Raw genomic sequence first — 18,793 nt, 5'->3', positions numbered from 1 at the left:
CAACTTAATATATCTTTCCTTATTAAGTCCGGTTGCAGAACGCCATTGACGCTCATTTTTTAGATCATTTATCGATATTTTCATGTGCCAAATTTAAGACTATTTTTCCATTGCAACAAGTCTAATGACGAAATCGTCAAAATTTATAGGTTTTGTCGTTTTTCCCTATAAAAAAATCAGCGCAAAAGAGCTTTGCGCTGATCGTGAATTTCGTATATATGTAAGACTTAGAACTTCGGACAGGAGAGCTCTTTGCTGCGTCGTTTGGGGCGCGGCTTACCGGGATTAAACTCTTCAAAAATATAGGAGAGCGAGATTTCGTGAGCGCCTCCGCTGCCAAACCCAAGGGTCGAGATAGTGGCGTCGTAGCTGTACCCAATCGAAAATTTGTCCTGCCTGAAACCCGCCAAAAAGATCAGTGACTCGTGGTTGTTGATATTTTCCGCATATTTTTTGATGGGAATTCCGCGGTACCAGGCACCAAAAACCATGGGCGAATAGGTCACATAAAGCCCGGCATCGAACTGATCAAACTTGCCCTGCGACTTGTACATAATGGCAGGAGAAATCGTTTTCTCCCGGTCCAGTTCATCGCCAAGAAACGTGTAGCCCGCAAAAGGAATGCGTAGCCCGGCCTGAACGCTGACTTTCATGGGCAGACGGGCAATTTCAAGATTCGAAAATGCCTGATTGGGGCGGTTGATGTGATGCGCCGACAGCCCCGCCCAATACCAGTCGGAATAGACCATGAGCCCCGACGAAAAATCGGCATAGGATACTTGCGGAACGCCATTTTGTACAATCGGCTCCTGCGTCGGATTGCCCGTGTAGCCCTGATTGCTGTATTGATCGCCAAAAGTCAGGCCAAAATAGTCGAGCGTGCGCGTGGCAAATCCGCCCTGCAAACCCAGCCGCAGGAAAGTCTCTTCGCTGAGTTGAAGCTGATAGGAATACTGCGCACCCACTTCGGTAGATTTGAGGTTGCCCAGTCCCTGACTGTCCAACAACACAAAAACGCCGATGCCGCTATTGAATCGGGAGAAATAATTATCAAACCCAAACGAACTTGTAACGAAGTTGGCCGACAGCGCGGGCCACTGATTGCGGTAGTTGACCGTCATGCGTGGAGCTAAGGCTCCGCCTGCGAGGGCGGGGTTGAGATACAGCGGGTTAGCATAGAACTGCGAAAACTGCGGATCCTGACTCCAACCTTTCAGGCCGCAGAGGGTCAATAAGACAAGTAAAGCTATTTTCTTCATCATGAGTGATAATCCCGCAAACAGTCTGCCAAAAGGAGGTAAAGTAAATTTAATTCGGATGAAATTAACAAATTATCCACATTTTGCGTAGTAAAGAGCAACCATCAGCACGTTTTGTAGCAACATGGGCTAAAATTTAAAAAAGTATTTTTCGTTAAAAGTATGCTGATTGAATACAAGTTAAAAGAATACGGTAGTGTTTTGTGTAAGTAACGAAAGATGGGGCGGATTTATAATATTTACAATCGTTATTTTTTTTGGATACTCAGCCTTGGGTTGTGTTTCACGGCTTCTGTGAGTCAGGCGCAGGAATTCGTGGTTAAAGGGCAATGTATGCTCAACCCGGATTGCGAAGACGACGCCACGGCTTTTGAAGATACCGTCAAAACGGCCACAGCCTGGGCCTGGAATTTTGGTGATGGCACTAGTACCGACAATACGGCTACTACCCGCAACCCGCGTCATGCCTATCAGGCGCCGGGCACCTACGTGGTGAGCCTGAAACGTACCCGGCAAAACGGAGAGGTCGATTCGCTCAGCTTACCCATTCAGATTGGCGAGCTTCCGCCACCCTTTCAAAACTGGAAAACGGATACGACCATTTGCCCGGATCAAACCATTACGCTGGATCCCTACCCCAACGGCGGTGCACCCGAAGGTGCAAAATTTATATGGTACCCCAAAGGCGATACCACTCAGGCGCTGGAAGTCGATAGTTCGGGTTGCTATTCGGTGGAAGTAATTTTGCCCAATGGATGTAAAATTCAGGATCTTGTCAATGTAAAAATCTGTCTTGAACCGTCCAATCAGGAAGGAGCCAAATGGTATTTTGGCGATAATGCCGGGCTCGATTTTGCCAACGGTTCGCCGCAGGCTATCACCGACGGCAAGCTGCAAACCCCCGAAGGAACGTCAGCGATTGCCAACTCAAAAGGAGAACTACTGTTTTATACCGACGGAATCAAAATATTTGACCGGGACGGCACCGAGCTCGAATGCCTGGCCGATACGTGCAGGCCGCTTTTGGGAAGTCCAAACTCTACCCAATCGGCCCTGATTGTACCTCAGCCTACCTGCAAAGGCTGCGAATATTTATACAATGTATTTACAACCTCAGACATCAACGACTCAACCAAACTCCTGACCGTGAGCGTCGTAGACATGCGCCGAAACAATGGCAAAGGCGCTGTGGTGGAGCAGAACACTATTTTGCAGCAGCCTACTACCGAGCGGCTGGCGTCGGTTCGGAATGAGGCTGATAGTACTTACTGGATCGTTACCCACGATTTCGGAACAAACGTTTTCCGGGTATTTCATGCCACCGAAGGCGGACTTATTGAGGCGGGAGAATATCCGTTGGGAATGGCGCATGATGCCGAAAGCAAGGCCGAAGGTTACATGAAATTCTCGGCCCCGGACAGCGCTTCCGGGCAACGTCGACTGGCTGTTATTGTGCCCGGTCCGCCACGAAACTATGTCGAGCTTTTTAGCTTTTCTGACTCTACCGGAGTCCTTACCTACGAACGCACCATTGATTTGGGCCCTTCTCCTCCGCAAGCCTATGGCGTAGAATTTTCGCCAACGGGAGAAAAAATGTACATTTCTTTTTTGGGTGATGGCGATTCTACGGCCTCCAAGCTGGTTCAATATGACCTCACTCTGGGCGACTCCGCCCTCATTGCCGACTCCCGGCTGCTCATCGACAGCACCACCTCGCAGCGGTTCGGGGCTTTGCAGATTGGGTCGGATGGAAAGATTTATATGGCTATTGAAGGCAGTGAATTTTTGGGTGTCATCAATGAACCCGAGGGAAATTCCGTCATGGCCATCGACTACGAAGCTGAGGGGATAAACCTGGGAGGTAAAAAAAGTAATCTGGGACTGCCAAGCCTTGTTCAGAATTTTACGCAACAGCAGGACGGCCCGGGCTTTCAGGCTGACGGTTTTTGTACGGGTGCGCCTACGATGTTTCAGGCAAGCCCGCTTTGTGATCCGCTTAAAGATACTTACACCTGGAATTTCGGCGATGGAAGTGCGCCCGTGAGCGGCGAGCAAAATCAGGTGGAGCATACTTATAGAGAGCCGGGTATTTATACCGTAAGTCTGCGGGCAACCAATCAATGCAAAGACACCACGTTTTTTCAGGAGGTAGAAATTTTTGCTACGCCTCTTCCTCTTGACCTCGGGCAAGACCGTGACGAGTGCCGCAACAGCATAGAACTCGAAGCAAACGTAGAAGCCGAGCAGTTTTTCTGGCTGTTGAACGGGCGATTGGTTGGACGGGAAAAAACCCTGAGAGCTACCCAAACCGGCCAATATGTGGCCGTAGCTGCCAACGGGCCGCAGGGTTTATGTTTTCAGGCCGATACCATTGAGCTTACAATCCGCCGCCCTCCGCCATTTTCACTGGGCCCCGATACGACCGTTTGCAACGACAGTTCCATTGTCCTGACCGCCCCCGGCCTCACCTGGCGCGAGTTTACGTGGAGCACCGGAGAAAACACCCGGAGCATCACCGTGGCGCAGGAAGGAACCTATTTTGTAGAAGTTAAAAACGGGAACGATTGCTACAACGAAGACACGATTCAGGTGGTAGCCCGGCCCCGTGCGCGCATTGCCGCCGACCTGCTGCCGCCCACCGGCTGTACTACCGCCGATGGGCAGATTGAGATTACATCACTCGTTCCGTCCGGGACTTACAATTATTCCTGGATACGACCGGACAGTAGTTCGCTGGGGAATACGCCCCAAATCACAGGCTTGCGCGAAGGTTCGTACCTGCTGCGCGTAAGCGGCAATCCGTTGGCCTGTACAACCGATACTTCTTTTGTGCTTCGCTCTCCTGCCAATCCGCTGCAAATGAGCCCGATAATTGATAATGCAGCCTGTACACAACCCGATTCAGGATCTATCGGGCTGACCATCACAGGTGGACAACCCACGAACTTCCAATGGCGCAACGCCACCGGGCAAGTGGTAAGTACGGAGCAAACTGCCGTTGGCCTTGCTGCCGGAACATACAGCATCGAAGCCTCCGATGCGGGCGGATGTACGTTTAGCCTGACAGGAATTGTCGTAGGACTTGACAAAGACAACCTTGCCCTGCTCGGGCCGGATCGGGGAAAATGCATTGGAGATACTATTCAATTGACGCCGCTTGCCAACGACTTTAACGGAAATCAATATCTGTGGAGTAACGGGGCTTCTACCCGCACGCTCATTGTGCGGGAGGCTGGCACGTACTCCCTCACGGTCACGAATGCCGACAACGGGTGCACGGGTACTGATGATGTACGGGTGCAGTTTAGTGCAAAACCCGAGGTAAATGCGGGCTCGCCGCTGGCCTTTTGTTCCAATCAACGCCCGCAACGGCTCACAGGAGCAACACCTGCCAATGGCTTTTGGGCAGGAAATGGCGTTGATTCTGTGGGATTATTCATTCCGGCGGATAGCCTGGTAGGTCGCCAAACGCTCGTGTATACCGTGTCGAATCAGGGCTGCGAAGCCTCAGCCAACCGAATTGTAGACATTAAGCCAGTGCCGGTGGTTCGGCTGGGACCGGACACAACGCTGTGCTACGACGGCACGTTTCAACTTGTGGCCAGCAACATCAGCGAAGCGCAGTATAGCTGGTCTAATGGCCAAACTACGGCAGCCATCACGCCACAGTTTACGGGTACTTATACCGTTACGGCTACGCTCGCCGGATGCAGCAATCGCGATACCATCCGAATCATATTTTTACCTTCTCCCCGGCTGGATCTTGCGCCTGAGTCGGCCTTGTGTGTGGCTGAAAATGGCACGGCATTACTAGATGCCCGCGGAGGAGCCAACCAAAGTTATTTCTGGCCCGAAACCGGCGATACCACCCGGCAGATTCGGGTAGGAAATCTCGGCCTGTATCGGGTCATTGCGACCAATCGGGAAGGATGTACTATTTCGGACACGACTGAGGTAGTAGACGGCTGTGAGCCCCGGATTTTTGTACCCGATGCTTTTACGCCAAACGCCGATGGACAAAATGACGAACTGGATGTCTTTGGTTTGTACTTTACTGATTTTGAAATAAAAGTGTACAACCGCTGGGGGGAAGTAATTTTTGCTTCGGAGGATATTAATGAAAAATGGGATGGAGCCTATAAAGGCCAGAAAGTTCAACCGGGGGCCTATCCCTACGTCATTCGATACGGCAGCGAATACTATCCCGAACGTGCCCGAAATCTTCTCCGCGGGTCGGTGATGGTGATTCGATGAAGGGTATTATTTGAAAAAATTTACTGATTATACAAAAATGCGAGTCCGGTACTTAGTAGCACCGGACTCGCATTTTTGTATATTTTCTTCAAATAAACTGATGTGTTCAACAGGTCAGGAAAAATGTCTTTACGTCAACTCTTCCACAGTTGTTTCACTAAGCATAGACAGGATAACCCGCAGCGAAACCATCACCCAATCGGGGCGGGAAGTAAGTTCCTGATTCAGATCTGATAGTGCTTTTTCGAGCAAAAAGGTCTGCAACAGCATGCTCAAATCTTCTTCCTGTTTTGGAATAAAGGCGCTTCCCTCGACCGTTTTGAGGTACGATTCCATAAATAAACCGGAAACCTGCTGAATCCACATTTCGGCAAAAGGTGTCAGGCGGGCAATGTCTTCGGGACGGATCTGATTGTTGAGCAAAAGCCCGGCATAGGCCGCATAGTTAAAAGAATGGATCATCCCCGCTACATCGCGCAGGGGTGAGCGTTTGAGCCGCCGTTCGCTGAAACTTCGCTCCGGGCTTCCTCCAAAATTACAAATTGCCAGATCTTTCCCCGTAAACAACACCTGTTCCAGTTGATAATTGCCATGGATTCTGATTTTGACTACGTCCAGCTTTTTACGATATATTCTTTTGAGCAGCGTAAGAACTTCCTGCCTCCGGGCAAGCAGCCCCTGCGCTTCCGGGCGAAGTTCTTCGGGCAATCGATCCAGATTTTGCGACTGATTCTGAAACGTTTCCCGCACCAGTGCCTGCAAGCCTGAGTATAGTGAGCGCTGATAATGCAACGAAAATTCTTCGGGGGTAAAGTATTCAGACTTGCTGCTTGCCAGCGCCCTGTGCATTTCGCCCGTTCGCACGCCCAACTGTTGAGCTGCCTGTACTACTGAGCCACCCAGCAGGTCTTTAAATGTATCCGGAATTTCTTCATACGTCAGCGGATTAAAGATATTCCGCAACGACGATACATCCGGCCAACGTTCGGGTTCCAGCGACAAAATCCGTTCGTAGTAGTTGTTGAGCTGTTCTACCATAAACTTCCAGCCTTCGCCGTGGTTTTCAACCGTACTTTGCAGCATCCCCAGCGTAATCTGCTCCTTGCCTATTTTCCAGTCCATCCGTGCCACGTAAGGCAGCATGCACTCAAAATGCGCTTCTTCCGAAAGCATCCGGCTCAACTCAACATCAGGGTTCGTGGTTCTTTCAACCCTACGGTATAATTTCAGCGCAAAGGCATTGTTGTAGGTAATGATCAATTCGTGGCCGGTGGCGTGCAGCCGTACTTTTAGCTCGTCGGTTTCGTCGGCAGTTTCAGTGGGAGTTCCTGAAAAAAGCAGAGTGCTTCCTTTGGCTTTCAAACTTTCTTCATTTTTGAAATGAGACCACATCAGGCGGTGCATTTCAGTCGTGTAATAGGCATCAACGAGCATGCCTTCATCTTCTCCGATTTTGAGCGAGCAGATAATGGCCGGAGGACAATTTTCAGAAATTCTGCGGGAAGAATCCCCTTTGACAAAGGCCAAAGGCAACTGATATAGTTCGGGTAGCCCGCTTTCATACTGCACTTCAAGCAGTAGTAAAAACACTTTTTTATCCGAAACAGCAATCTCGGCATGCTGCACGATTTCCAGACTTACCATAGAGCGCTCTTTCCCGATAAACCAGCCCGTTTGAACTAAATATTGATTTAAAATCTTGTTTTCGAGCGTTTTAAGCGCGTTTTTATGAAGAATACTTTCCCAGGAATTCAGCTTAAATTCAGGCAACTGATGCGTATCGCTTACCTCCGGATGCGCCTTTTCGAGTACAAACCATTGATAGCCATGCGAGCCAAGCGTGAAAAAATAACTGCCTTCTTCCCGAATAACCGGAAAACGATTTTTACTAAAAACATCAACCGGCAAATACCCTTTAAATTCACTCAAATCAAGTTCGGCAGGCTGCGAATAGCGCGATAAATTGACTACCACCAAAATCGTTTCGTCCTCGTAGGTTCGGGTAAAGGCCAGGATTTTTGAATTATTGACCGATACAAACTTCATGTCGCCCCGCCCAAAAGCACGGTATTTTTTGCGCATCGTAATCATGCGCTTCATAAACCACAGCAACGAAGACGTATTGCGACGCTGCGTTTCTACATTGACGGATTCATAGTGGTATTCGGGGTCCAGAATTATGGGTAAATAAAGCTGATGCGGATTACTTTCAGAAAAGCCCGCGTTGCGGTCTGGCGACCATTGCATCGGGGTGCGCACGCCGTCGCGGTCGCCCAGGTAAAAATTATCGCCCATGCCGATTTCGTCGCCATAGTAAATTACAGGCGTGCCATTGAGCGAAAACAGCAGGCAATTCATGAGTTCGATTTTGCGTCGGTTGTTGTCCATCAGCGGTGCCAGTCGATGTCGGATACCCAGGTTTATCCGGGCTTTGGGATCTTTGGCGTAAGCTTTGTACATGTAGTCACGCTCTTCGTCGGTCACCATTTCGAGCGTCAGTTCATCATGATTTCGCAGGAACATCGCCCATTGGCAGGTCGGGTGAATATCGGGAGTCTGATCAAAAATATCTGTAATGGGGTACCGATCTTCCATTTGCAGGGCCATAAACATGCGGGGCATGACCGGAAAATGGTAGTTCATATGGCATTCGTCGCCGTCACCAAAGTACGAAGCAGAGTCCTCCGGCCACATATTAGCCTCGGCCAGCAGCACGGTACCGGGGTAGTTCATGTCTACGTGCTTCCTCAGTTTTTTTAGAAAATCATGCGTTTCGGGCAAATTTTCCCCATTCGTTCCTTCCCGTTCAAACAGATACGGAACGGCATCGAGCCGAAAACCATCGACACCCATGCTGCACCAGTAATCCAGGATTTTCATAACTTCCTGCTGAACAAGCAGACTATCGTAATTGAGGTCGGGCTGATGATGAAAAAAGCGGTGCCAGTAGTGCTGCTGCGCCACCGGATCCCAGGTCCAGTTGGAAGTTTCAAAATCCTGAAAAATAATGCGTACATCCTTATATTGACTCGAATCGTCGGTCCAGACATAAAACTCCCGCTCGGGCGAACCTTTGGGTGCTTGCCGGGCACGCTGAAACCACGGATGCTGATCGGATGTGTGGTTGATTACCAGCTCAATAATGACTTTTAGATTGCGGTTGTGCGCTTCATCCAAAAATGCTTTCAACTGATCAATATCTCCATACGAGGAGTTAATGGTGTAGTAGTCGGCAATGTCGTAGCCGTCGTCACGCAGGGGAGAAGGGTAAAACGGCAAGAGCCAGATTGCCGTTACACCCAGGTCTTCGAGATAGTCCAGCTTTTCCATAATTCCCTGAAAATCCCCGATTCCATCCCCATTTCCATCACGAAAAGCTTTGATGTGTAGTTCATAAATAATGGCATCTTTATACCAATGCAAATGATCGTCGAGTAGGCCGGTTGGTTGGGTCATAGTCAGGTTTATGTTTTTTTGGTAAAAACAATCGGTGAAAAAGTTGTGCCAGGACGGCAGGGGAAGATCGAATGAAGGAATAACAAGTTAACTTAATTTACATAAAAAGAAAACTTTTACTCTATTCCTATGGCTAAAATGCCCTTGTTCGGAACAGATCCAATCAGGACCCTTTTGAAAGATTCGGCGAGCGGCTATTTTCACTAAACTCACAGACGCAGTAAGTAGGGCTTTTTGTAACGCTTCTTTTACCACTAATTCACGACTCTACTTTTTAGAATTTTTAACATGAAAAAATACATCGTACTTCTGCTTTTTCTGGTTGGCATTTGTTCCGAAAAGCTATACGCCCAAAAACGCCAAACGGTCGTGACGATCAAAGACGGTCAATTCTATATCAATGACCGCCTTACGTACGAAGGCAGAAACTGGAACGGCTACAAAATCGAAGGATTGCTGATGAACTCCCGCATGGTGCAGGGTATTTTTGACGATCTGAACCCCGAAACACGGACGAAATTTGCCTACCCTGACACAAAAAAGTGGGATCCCGACCGCAACACGCAGGAGTTTGTAGATGCTATGCCTGTGTGGCGCTCGTACGGACTCAACTCTTTTACAATGAATTTACAAGGCGGAAGTCCTACCGGCTACGGCAATAGTAGTTGGGTTAATTCTGCTTTTGATGAAAAAGGAAACCTGCGCAAGGACTACATGAAGCGCCTGGAAAAAATTCTGAATCAGGCCGATAAGCTAAACATGGTGGTAATGCTCGGCTATTTTTATTTCGGGCAGGATCAGAATCTGAAAGATGAAGCGGCGGTGCTTAATGCCGTTGATAAAGCTACGGATTGGCTATTCAAAAAGGGCTACCGGAATGTGCTGATTGAGGTAAATAATGAATGTAACGTAAAGTATGACCACGCCATTTTGCAACCTGAGCGAGTGCATGAGCTGATTTCCCGCATAAAAGATAAGTCAAAAAATGGGTATCGGTTTTTGGTAAGTACAAGCTATGGCGGTGGCACTATTCCGAAGCCCAACGTAGTGGCTGCGTCAGATTATCTGCTGCTACACGGCAACGGGGTGAAAGATCCGGCAAAAATTGCGAAAATGGTCAAAACTACCCGCGAAGTTGAAGGCTTTCGCGGACAGCCGATTGTGTTTAACGAAGACGATCATTTTGACTTTGACAAGCCCGACAACAACTTCGTTCAGGCCATCAAAACCTACGCTTCCTGGGGCTATTTTGACTACCGCATGAAAGACGAAGGCTTTGAGGAAGGCTATCAGAGTATTCCGGCAGACTGGGGCATCAATTCTGAACGGAAAAAAGGCTTTTTTAATAAAGTAAAAGAAATCACGGGAGGGCTGCCCACCCCGTGATTTTGAAAGTAACCCTACTGGCTCACAACCGATAATTCCCGATAAACGCCATCCCACAGGTCAATCCGTTTTTGGAGGGAAGCCACAATCGCCGCTTCGGCTTCCTGCCAATAGGTTTCATTTGTACCGCACAGATTTTCAGTCATTTGCAACGCAAGTTGGCTGTGATGACCGCCGTCTACTTCGATGTGTCGTTCGAGATAATATTTGAAGATAGAAACACTCTCAGGGAAATTTCGGTGCAGGTCGTTCACAATTGAAAGAAACATGTCCGGAATCAGGTCTTCCCGGCCAAAGGTAAAAATAGCCGCCTGCAGGTACGCTTTCTCGCTTTGAATAATATTAAAGGTAAAGGTTACAAATTCACGAACAGCCTGAGGAGTGGCGGCGGCGTCAAATGCTTCTGAAAAGCTACCATTCCGTTGTAGATTTTCTAAAAATGTTTCAATAGCCTCCGTCGTAGCTCCACATTGATGCATGGCTTCGAGGTACAGTTCAAAATGGCTTTTGCGCATACCTTCCTGATCTACGTCAGACTCTTCGCCCGTCACGATTTCGTTGATCAGGTAGCGAGTTTCGGCAGATCCCACCGGATACCACGGCACAGTCGTACACGTCAGCTTGTTTTGTAACGCTTTGAGAAGCGACATAAAATCCCAGACAGCGTATACATGGTAATGCATAAAGAGCTGTAAATCATCTACATTCTGCACAGCGGCGTAAACCGGGTGGTTGATAATCTGCTGCCGAAGCGGCTCAATAGTTTGCTGAATCCGTTGAATGTGTTCGTTCATTTTTATAAAATCAAGGATAAAAAATTGGTACGCTTTGTTGACAAAGAAAGTTTAGGATTCTGCTTTTTACTTTTTTAAAGTAACCGGCTATTTATTGCCAAATTTCATTTTCTTCGGTCAGGATCAGCGGCTTATGATCGGTCACTACCAGGGTATGTTCGTGTTGGGCCACATGCCCGCCTCGGTTGCCTACGAGAGTCCAGCCGTCTGCTTGTGTAAGTGCTATCGTTGAGGCCGTCGAAATAAAGGTTTCCACGGCTACGACGCTATTTTTACGAAATCGGGTCCGGTTGCCTGAATCACAAAAATTGGCAATTTCGTGAGGTTCTTCGTGAAGGCTTCGGCCAATCCCGTGTCCGGTCAGATTTTTGATAACCCGAAAGCCGTTTTTGCGGGCTTCGGTTTCGATCAATCGCCCAATTTCCGAAATCCTGACGCCTGCCCGGATGTTGGCTATTGCCTTTTTCAAAATCTGCCTGGACATTTCGACCAGCGGCTGATGAACATGATGATCTTCTCCTAACACAAACGAACCTCCGTTATCAGACCAAAATCCGTTCAGCTCTGCCGATACGTCGATGTTTATTAAATCTCCTTCCTGCAATACTTTTCGGGCTGACGGAATTCCGTGAGCAATTTCCTGATTGACACTCAGGCAGGTATGCCCCGGAAATTTGTAGGCAAGTTTTGGGGCCGATCGTGCGCCGAATTTTTTCAGGACGCTGCCACCAAAATCATCCAATTGCTGAGTAGTCATGCCCGGTCGGGCGTAGTTTCTCATTTCACGCAAGGTAACTGCCACTGCCCGACTAGCGGCTTTCATACCCGCCATTTCTTCTTCTTTGGTTATTGACATATGAATTCATTGGTCTATTTCCTGCACGATTTTACTACTAATAAACCAGTTTTATTTGATTTTGATAGCCCTTTGTAAAAAATTATGAAACTATTTTTTACCTAAATACCAGTGATTCGTCCAACCTTTTGAATAAACTACTTCCTGACCGTTCACTAATCCAAATTGTTTTTTATCAGGCAATTAAAGTTCTTGATGTTCAAAACCAAACACATAAACCACCAGTCTGCCATATCTCAAAACTTCGGTAATCATTTAAAATAATTTGTATGAAAAGAAATTTTACTTTTTCGGTCGTGCTTTTTTTGGGTGCATGCTTTCTTTTTGAAACTGCCCTTGCACAAATAAAAATGGGGGATGGTGCCGCAGTACCCAATGCTTCGTCGGTTTTGGATCTGCAAAGTACGAACAAAGGATTTTTGCCTCCCCGCATGACTACTGTGCAACGAAATTCGATTGCATCACCTGCCAACGGTATGGTCATTTTTAACACTACGCTTAACTGCCTGCAAGTTTACAAAAGTACAGGTTGGGAATGCCTTAGCAGTGCCCTGAACAACTTTCCTCCCCGGCTTACCTACGACGAAATTATAGCGCTGCCATTCCCAAAGGAAGGCGACCTTGCCTATGACAAAACGTACGATTGCCTGCGTACATATCTACGGTCGGGCTGGGTATGCAGCAATAAGGACGCAAGCGAAAGCCTGGTAGAAGCTACTGCCTGGACTATCAACGGCACCGGAGTAGAAAGAATTCAGGACGTTGTGACTGATCCCTTAGGCAATATATATGCAACCGGATTTTTTTCTGGTACGGTTATTATTGGAGATACAAGCTTCACTTCACCCGGAGCCAGTTCTATGTTTCTGGTAAAATACTCGAAATCAGGAAATCGTCTTTGGGTTCGTATAGCAGTTAACGCAGTCTCACCAGCCGTTGGCTCACGAGGAAACGCCATTGCGCTCGACAACGCTGGAAATGTGTACGTTACCGGGACGTTTACGAATACTGTTACTTTTGGAACCATTACAGTTTCTAGCCCTCTCAGTTACAATTTTTTTATTGTCAAATATTCCGATAATGGTACCGCCCAATGGGTTCGCAAAGCCGAAAGTGCATCCAATATGGAGGGGCTCGATATTACCACAGATCAAACTAACAATGTGTATCTAACGGGTAGTTTTTCTGAGGATTTTGTACTAAAAAAACCATTTAGCTCAGCAGGTGGAAATGATATTTTTATAGCTAAGTATAATTCAACCGGTGACCTTGAATGGATTGATGCTGCAGGAGATATTGGAAACGACTATGGATTTGGTATTGCCACAGACGAGGATAATAACGTATACATTTGTGGACGATTTTCTAATACACTGAAAATCGGTATGTTAAGTATCATCAGTTCAGGATTAAATGATATTTTTCTGGCTAAATTAAATACGAATGGCGGAATACTATGGCTTAAAAAAGCCGGAGGTACTGTAAATGAAGCTGCCTACGATCTGGCAATTGACTCCAATGGAGATATACTCATGACGGGGTTTATCCTGGGAACTACCAGTTTCGATACAATAGCCGTGCCTGCTTCTACCGGATTTGATGTATTTATTGCCAAATACAATAATCTGGGAAATGCACTATGGGTGATTAAAAATACTGATCCAGGCGGGCAAACCGCCTCCAGCGTAGCACTTGACTCCCAGGACAATATATACCTTTCAGGCTATTTTGAGGGCTCAATTACCTTTGGCAATATTTCATTAAATGATACAGGAGACAGACATGCTTTTGTTGCAAAATTCAACCCTGCAGGGATATGTCAATGGGTCAAAAAACTGAGTGGCCCAGGTAGCTCAGAAGGAACCTGTATTGCTGTACATGCATCTGATGTTTTTTCGGGCGGGACCTATAGCGGCATCACCAATACGGATGGCCGCTTGCTTCCATTTGATGGAAGTGCCAGCGACGCCTTTCTCATACGGGTTCATCAGTGAGATTTCCATAAAAAGTTCTAACAAATCGAGCTATCATAAATTTCCTTTGCGTAGTTCTTTCACGGCATAGTCCGCGGCACGTGCTGTGAGGGCCATGTAGGTCAGCGAAGGATTTTGGGTAGCCGTAGACACCATACAAGCGCCATCCGTCACAAATACATTTCGGCAGGCATGCAGCTGATTCCATTCATTGAGCAGCGACGTTTTAGGATCACGCCCCATGCGTACACCACCCATTTCGTGGTTCTCACTACCCGGATTGCGCTGCGTGTCTGCCAGTTTGATGTTGGTAAAGCCTGCTTTCTGAAACATTTCAGAAAATTGATCATAAAAATCCTGCACCATTTTCATATCATTATCATCAAACTCAACGGACATACGCAATTGCGGAACGCCCCACGCATCGGTCAGGGATTCGTGCAGGCGCACGGAACTGCTTTGCTTAGGCAGCGTTTCACCCATCATTTGGGCGTTGATGCTCCACCCGGTTTTTTCGGGCGCCAGGAGTTGCGCTTTGAGTGCTTCGCCCGTAAGGCCTTCGGTAGAATTTCCTTTTTTGGAAGAAGAAAAAGAAGTGGCATACCCTCGCAGGAAGTCGGTTTCCTGTTTAAAAACATTTCGGAATCGGGGTACGTAGCTGCCGTTGGGCCGCCGCCCGTCGGTAGTGCTATCATGAAAGCCGTCGTAGTCTGCCGACACCCGCCCGCGGTAGTTGTGAAAAGCGATGAATTTTCCCATCAGTTCATTGTCATTTCCCAGACCATTGGGAAAGCGGTGCGAGCGGGAATTCAGCAAAATCAGGTTTGAATTAATGGCTGACGCATTCACAAAAATGATTCGGGCATAGTATTCCGTCATTTCTTTGGTATGCCTGTCTACCACCCGAACGCCCGTGGCTTTTTGCTTTTTTTCATCATACATAATGGAATGCACCACCGAATCCGGCCGAAGCGTGAGTTTTCCGGTACGCTCAGCCCAAGGCAAGGTAGACGAATTACTGCTAAAATATCCGCCAAATGGACATCCCCTCTGACACATCACCCGGTGCTGACATTTGGCTCTTCCCTGCTCTGTATGAATCGGTTGTGGATCAGTAATATGTGCTGCCCGGCCAATAATGACGGGCCGTGCGCCTTTGTAATGTTGGTGCATTTGCTGGCTAAAATGCTTTTCCACGCAGGTCATTTCGTGCGGAGGCAAAAACTCGCCGTCGGGCAGTTGTGGCAGACCATCTTTGTTACCCGAAATCCCGGCGAACTTTTCTACATAGCTATACCACGGTGCCAGGTCGGCATAGCGAATCGGCCAGTCGATGGCAAATCCATCGCGGGCCGGGCCTTCAAAATCAAACTCAGACCAGCGCTGCGTTTGTCGTGCCCACAGCAGCGACCGCCCACCCACCTGATAGCCCCGCATCCAGTCGAAGGGTTTATCCTGCACATAGGGATGGTCGGCGTCCCGAACCACAAAATGCATGGCATCTTCCCGAAAAATATAGTGCTTGCTCACAATTGGATTTTGCTCACGAAGCGCAAGCGGCGGTAAGCCCCGGTGTTCAAATTCCCAGGGCTGTTTGTTGGCCGTAGGGTAGTCCGTTACGTGTTTTACGTCACGCCCGCGTTCCAGAATCAGCGTGCGGAGGCCTTTTTCGGTCAATTCTTTGGCGGCCCATCCGCCGCTTATACCCGTTCCGACCACGATGGCATCGTAGGTGCGGGCTTTTTGAGATTCCAGATTCAGGTAAGGCATAAATGGGTTACTTATATAAAGTCACTGTCTGACAGTTCGTTCGATTTTGTACTAAAACAAAGACGAAAAATCAGGAAATTACTCCCAACACAAAACCAGTAGCAGACGCCACGCCAAATAAATTGCCGTCGAAGCGGGGTTCTGTGCTGAAAAATTAAGCGTATTTTTGTAAAATTTTTTAGAAGATCATGTCAGAAAAACGCCCTGCTGCGCTTGTCTTTATTTTTATAACGCTGCTTTTAGACATTACCGGTATCGGAATCATCATTCCTATTCTTCCCAAACTTATTTCAGAACTCATCGGCGGCAGCCTGAGCGATGCATCGCGTTATGGTGGTTGGCTGCTTTTTACGTACGCTTTTGTTCAGTTTTTGTGCGCGCCCATCATTGGCGGCCTCAGCGATCAGTTCGGGCGCAGGCCCGTATTGCTGGCGTCTTTGTTTGGGTTTGGGCTCGACTACCTGTTTCTTGCCTATGCGCCCACTATCGGGTGGCTTTTTGTGGGGCGAATTATTGCAGGAATTATGGGTGCAAGTTTTACCACCGGTGCCGCTTACATTGCCGATGTGAGTACCCCTGAAAAACGAGCGCAGAATTTCGGATTGTTGGGTGCGGCCTTCGGGTTGGGATTTATCATTGGCCCGGTATTGGGTGGGCTGTTGGGACAGTACGGCTCCCGGGTGCCATTTCTGGCCGCTGCGGCACTTTCATTATTAAATTGGCTGTACGGATATTTTGTTTTACCTGAATCTCTAAAACCTGAAAACCGCCGTCCGTTCAACTGGAAACGGGCAAATCCGGCGGGCTCGCTGCGGCATTTGCGCAAATTCCCGGTAATCTCCGGTCTGATTGCTTCGTTGGTGCTTGTGTACATAGCGTCGCACGCTGTGCAAGGCGTGTGGTCGTACTATACCATGGAAAAATTTTCGTGGAATGAAGCGCAGGTAGGCTATTCGCTCGGGGCTGTTGGCGTGCTGAGTGCCTTGGTTCAGGGTGGGTTGATTCGCCTCATTATTCCAAAATTGGGTCAGGAAAAAAGCGTGTACATGGGTCTGTTGCTCTATTCCATTGGTTTTACGCTATTTGCTTTTGCCTCGCAAGGCTGGATGATGTACATTTTTATGGTTCCGTACATTTTGGGAAGCATTGCCGGCCCGGCCATTCAGGGGCTGATTTCTACACAGGTACCGGCCAATGAGCAAGGCGAGCTTCAGGGCGGACTCACGAGCCTGCAAAGCGTAACGTCCATTATAGGACCACCGCTCATGGCAGGACTTTTTGCCTATTTTACGCAGGATTCTACCAGTCTGTATTTTCCAGGGGCGCCTTTATTGATGGGAGCTGTACTTACGCTCATCAGCACCGTGCTGGCGTATCGTAGTTTTAAGGTTGTCTTAAAGCCGTAAACCGAACGTTCAGGAGGCGGCGTGGTGGTAGAGCAAAAACAGAAACAGGTAGATCCACAAAACGTCCACGAAGTGCCAGTATGTGGTCAATAGTTTCAATTTTAGCCGGTTGGGTGGATTAACACTATAAACGAATGAATCCACATAGCTTTTATTTTTGATCGATTCGCGCATCAGAATGGCCAGAAAAACCAGTCCACCCGCAATGTGTAGCAGGTGCAGGCCTGTGAGCAGATAAACAAATCCGGCAGAAGGGTTATTCTTCATCTGAATGTCCTGCGCAATCAGTTCCATCCAGCCGTAGGCCTGCATTCCTGCAAACAAGGCCCCCGCCACGAAAGTCATTCCCAAACAATAGCGATACAGCACAAAACGCTCTTTGCGGAAAGCAACCCCTGCTTCATGAATACTTAGGCTACTCAGAACGATCACAAAGGTACTTAGCCAAAAAACGCCCGGAAGTGGCGTTTGAGACCAGTTTGGGCCTGCTTTGCGTACAATGTATATACCAAGCAGAATTGTAAAAATCAGGATACTGCCGGCAATTCCCAGCCAAAGCATAAAATTAAGCGGCTCCCTGCGCTTAGTAAATGGATTTTCTTTTGGACGAATAGTTGGTTTTGTTGGCATACTATCTCACAGGTCTCTCAGATAAATAAGATCAAAATTATAGGCCGGATGCTACTCAGCGAAGGCTACGGGAGGAGGTATAAAAACCTTGCCATCAGGTAAGTTCTCCCTGCCAAACGGTGAAATCAACGAAATTGTTCGACAGGTTCGGCGCTTCCCGGAATATTCCATATAAAGTGGAACCTGATCCGCTCATACTTGCGTAAACTGCTCCCTGCTGATAAAGCTCCGTTTTTATAGCTGGTAAAAGCGGATAAGTAGAAAAAAGGGCTTCTTCAAAGTCATTTACAACTCCTGTACGCCACTGATCGATGGGCTGTTGCAACAGTTCCTGAAGATCATGGGCAGGCTGTTTTGGGCGAATTCCGGCGTAGGCTTCGGCAGTAGAAATATGAATACCGGGATGCACAAGTACGAGATGCATCCCCGTCAGGCGAACATCGATTTGTTCAAATTCATCTCCTTTGCCAAAGCAAAAATTTGGTTTATTTTCTATAAAAAAAGCACAATCGCTGCCGAGTTTACGGGCATAGTCCTGCTGTGTGGCAACAGATAAATTTAATGAAAAAATTTCCGAAAGCGCCTTAATCGTAAAGGCCGCATCCGCAGACCCTCCCCCGAGTCCGGCCCCAATAGGCACTGCTTTGAGCAAATGAATCGAAACCGGTGGCAGGCTATACTCCTGCGCCAGTAGTTTATAGGCTTTCAGGCACAGATTATGGGTACTATCGCCCGGAATGGGCAAACCCGAAGATTCAAATCTGATGGCAGATGCAGGCAGGATTTCCAGAGCATCGCACCAGCCTACGGGATAAAAACAGGACGTCAGATTATGAAAACCATCGGATCGCTTTTCGACAATATTGAGACCGATGTTGATTTTTGCATTGGGAAAAACAACCATATCAGGGGCAGTCAGGTAGAAATCAATGAGTAATCTATTTCGCAAAGGTGTAAAAGCTGCGTGGCAAAAAAAACAGAGACCGCTCCAAAAAGAACGGTCTCCGCA

At 47.9% G+C, this 18,793-nt stretch carries 11 protein-coding genes; 4 read left to right on the top strand and 7 right to left on the bottom strand.

The features are described from left to right. Window positions 1–227 precede the first annotated feature (227 nt). Entirely contained in the window at window positions 228–1,262 is a 1,035-nt protein-coding gene (locus tag EZE20_RS22720; RefSeq protein WP_132122098.1) for a PorP/SprF family type IX secretion system membrane protein, read from the bottom strand. A 216-nt stretch (window positions 1,263–1,478) separates the two neighbouring features. On the opposite strand from EZE20_RS22720, the gene EZE20_RS22715 reads away from it, so the two are divergent. Further along, window positions 1,479–5,513 (top strand): PKD domain-containing protein, encoded by a 4,035-nt coding sequence (locus tag EZE20_RS22715; RefSeq protein WP_132122096.1) that lies wholly within the window; start codon window positions 1,479–1,481, stop codon window positions 5,511–5,513. 129 nt (window positions 5,514–5,642) lie between these two features. On the opposite strand, the gene treS is transcribed toward EZE20_RS22715, so the two are convergent. Continuing rightward, window positions 5,643–8,969 carry a maltose alpha-D-glucosyltransferase gene (treS, locus tag EZE20_RS22710; RefSeq protein WP_132122094.1) on the bottom strand — a complete coding sequence of 1,109 codons (3,327 nt, stop codon included), beginning with the start codon at window positions 8,967–8,969 and terminating at the stop codon, window positions 5,643–5,645. A gap of 288 nt (window positions 8,970–9,257) precedes the next feature. On the opposite strand from treS, the gene EZE20_RS22705 reads away from it, so the two are divergent. Further along, window positions 9,258–10,355 carry a hypothetical protein gene (locus tag EZE20_RS22705; RefSeq protein WP_132122092.1) on the top strand — a complete coding sequence of 366 codons (1,098 nt, stop codon included), beginning with the start codon at window positions 9,258–9,260 and terminating at the stop codon, window positions 10,353–10,355. A gap of 14 nt (window positions 10,356–10,369) precedes the next feature. Here EZE20_RS22705 and EZE20_RS22700 read toward each other — a convergent pair whose 3' ends face one another. Then, window positions 10,370–11,149, bottom strand: coding sequence for a DUF3050 domain-containing protein (locus EZE20_RS22700; protein WP_132122090.1), 780 nt, complete (start codon window positions 11,147–11,149; stop codon window positions 10,370–10,372). A gap of 91 nt (window positions 11,150–11,240) precedes the next feature. Next, a complete protein-coding gene (gene map / locus EZE20_RS22695; protein ID WP_132122088.1) occupies window positions 11,241–12,005 on the bottom strand; it encodes a type I methionyl aminopeptidase in 765 nt (254 codons plus the stop codon). Window positions 12,006–12,274: 269 nt separating this feature from the next. Between map and EZE20_RS22690 the strand changes: the two genes are divergently transcribed. Beyond that, on the top strand, window positions 12,275–13,999 hold the full coding sequence (locus EZE20_RS22690; RefSeq protein WP_132122086.1) for an NHL repeat-containing protein: 1,725 nt from the start codon (window positions 12,275–12,277) through the stop codon (window positions 13,997–13,999). Between the two features lie 33 nt (window positions 14,000–14,032). On the opposite strand, the gene EZE20_RS22685 is transcribed toward EZE20_RS22690, so the two are convergent. Continuing rightward, window positions 14,033–15,748 (bottom strand): GMC oxidoreductase, encoded by a 1,716-nt coding sequence (locus EZE20_RS22685; RefSeq protein WP_132122084.1) that lies wholly within the window; start codon window positions 15,746–15,748, stop codon window positions 14,033–14,035. A 188-nt stretch (window positions 15,749–15,936) separates the two neighbouring features. Here EZE20_RS22685 and EZE20_RS22680 point away from each other — a divergent pair, with 188 nt between their 5' ends. Further along, the gene (locus EZE20_RS22680; protein ID WP_132122082.1) at window positions 15,937–17,154 is read left to right on the top strand and encodes a TCR/Tet family MFS transporter; all 1,218 of its coding nucleotides are present in this window, start codon (window positions 15,937–15,939) and stop codon (window positions 17,152–17,154) included. Window positions 17,155–17,163: 9 nt separating this feature from the next. On the opposite strand, the gene EZE20_RS22675 is transcribed toward EZE20_RS22680, so the two are convergent. Together EZE20_RS22675 and ispE are read right to left on the bottom strand one after the other, a co-directional pair. Then, window positions 17,164–17,784, bottom strand: coding sequence for a cytochrome c oxidase subunit 3 (locus EZE20_RS22675; protein ID WP_132122080.1), 621 nt, complete (start codon window positions 17,782–17,784; stop codon window positions 17,164–17,166). A gap of 94 nt (window positions 17,785–17,878) precedes the next feature. Beyond that, a complete protein-coding gene (ispE, locus tag EZE20_RS22670) occupies window positions 17,879–18,688 on the bottom strand; it encodes a 4-(cytidine 5'-diphospho)-2-C-methyl-D-erythritol kinase (RefSeq protein ID WP_132122104.1) in 810 nt (269 codons plus the stop codon). Window positions 18,689–18,793: the final 105 nt, after the last annotated feature.

This window comes from Arundinibacter roseus, assembly GCF_004348825.1.
Classification (GTDB): domain Bacteria; phylum Bacteroidota; class Bacteroidia; order Cytophagales; family Spirosomataceae; genus Arundinibacter; species Arundinibacter roseus.
This window is presented reverse-complemented; position numbering and strand designations above follow the sequence as displayed.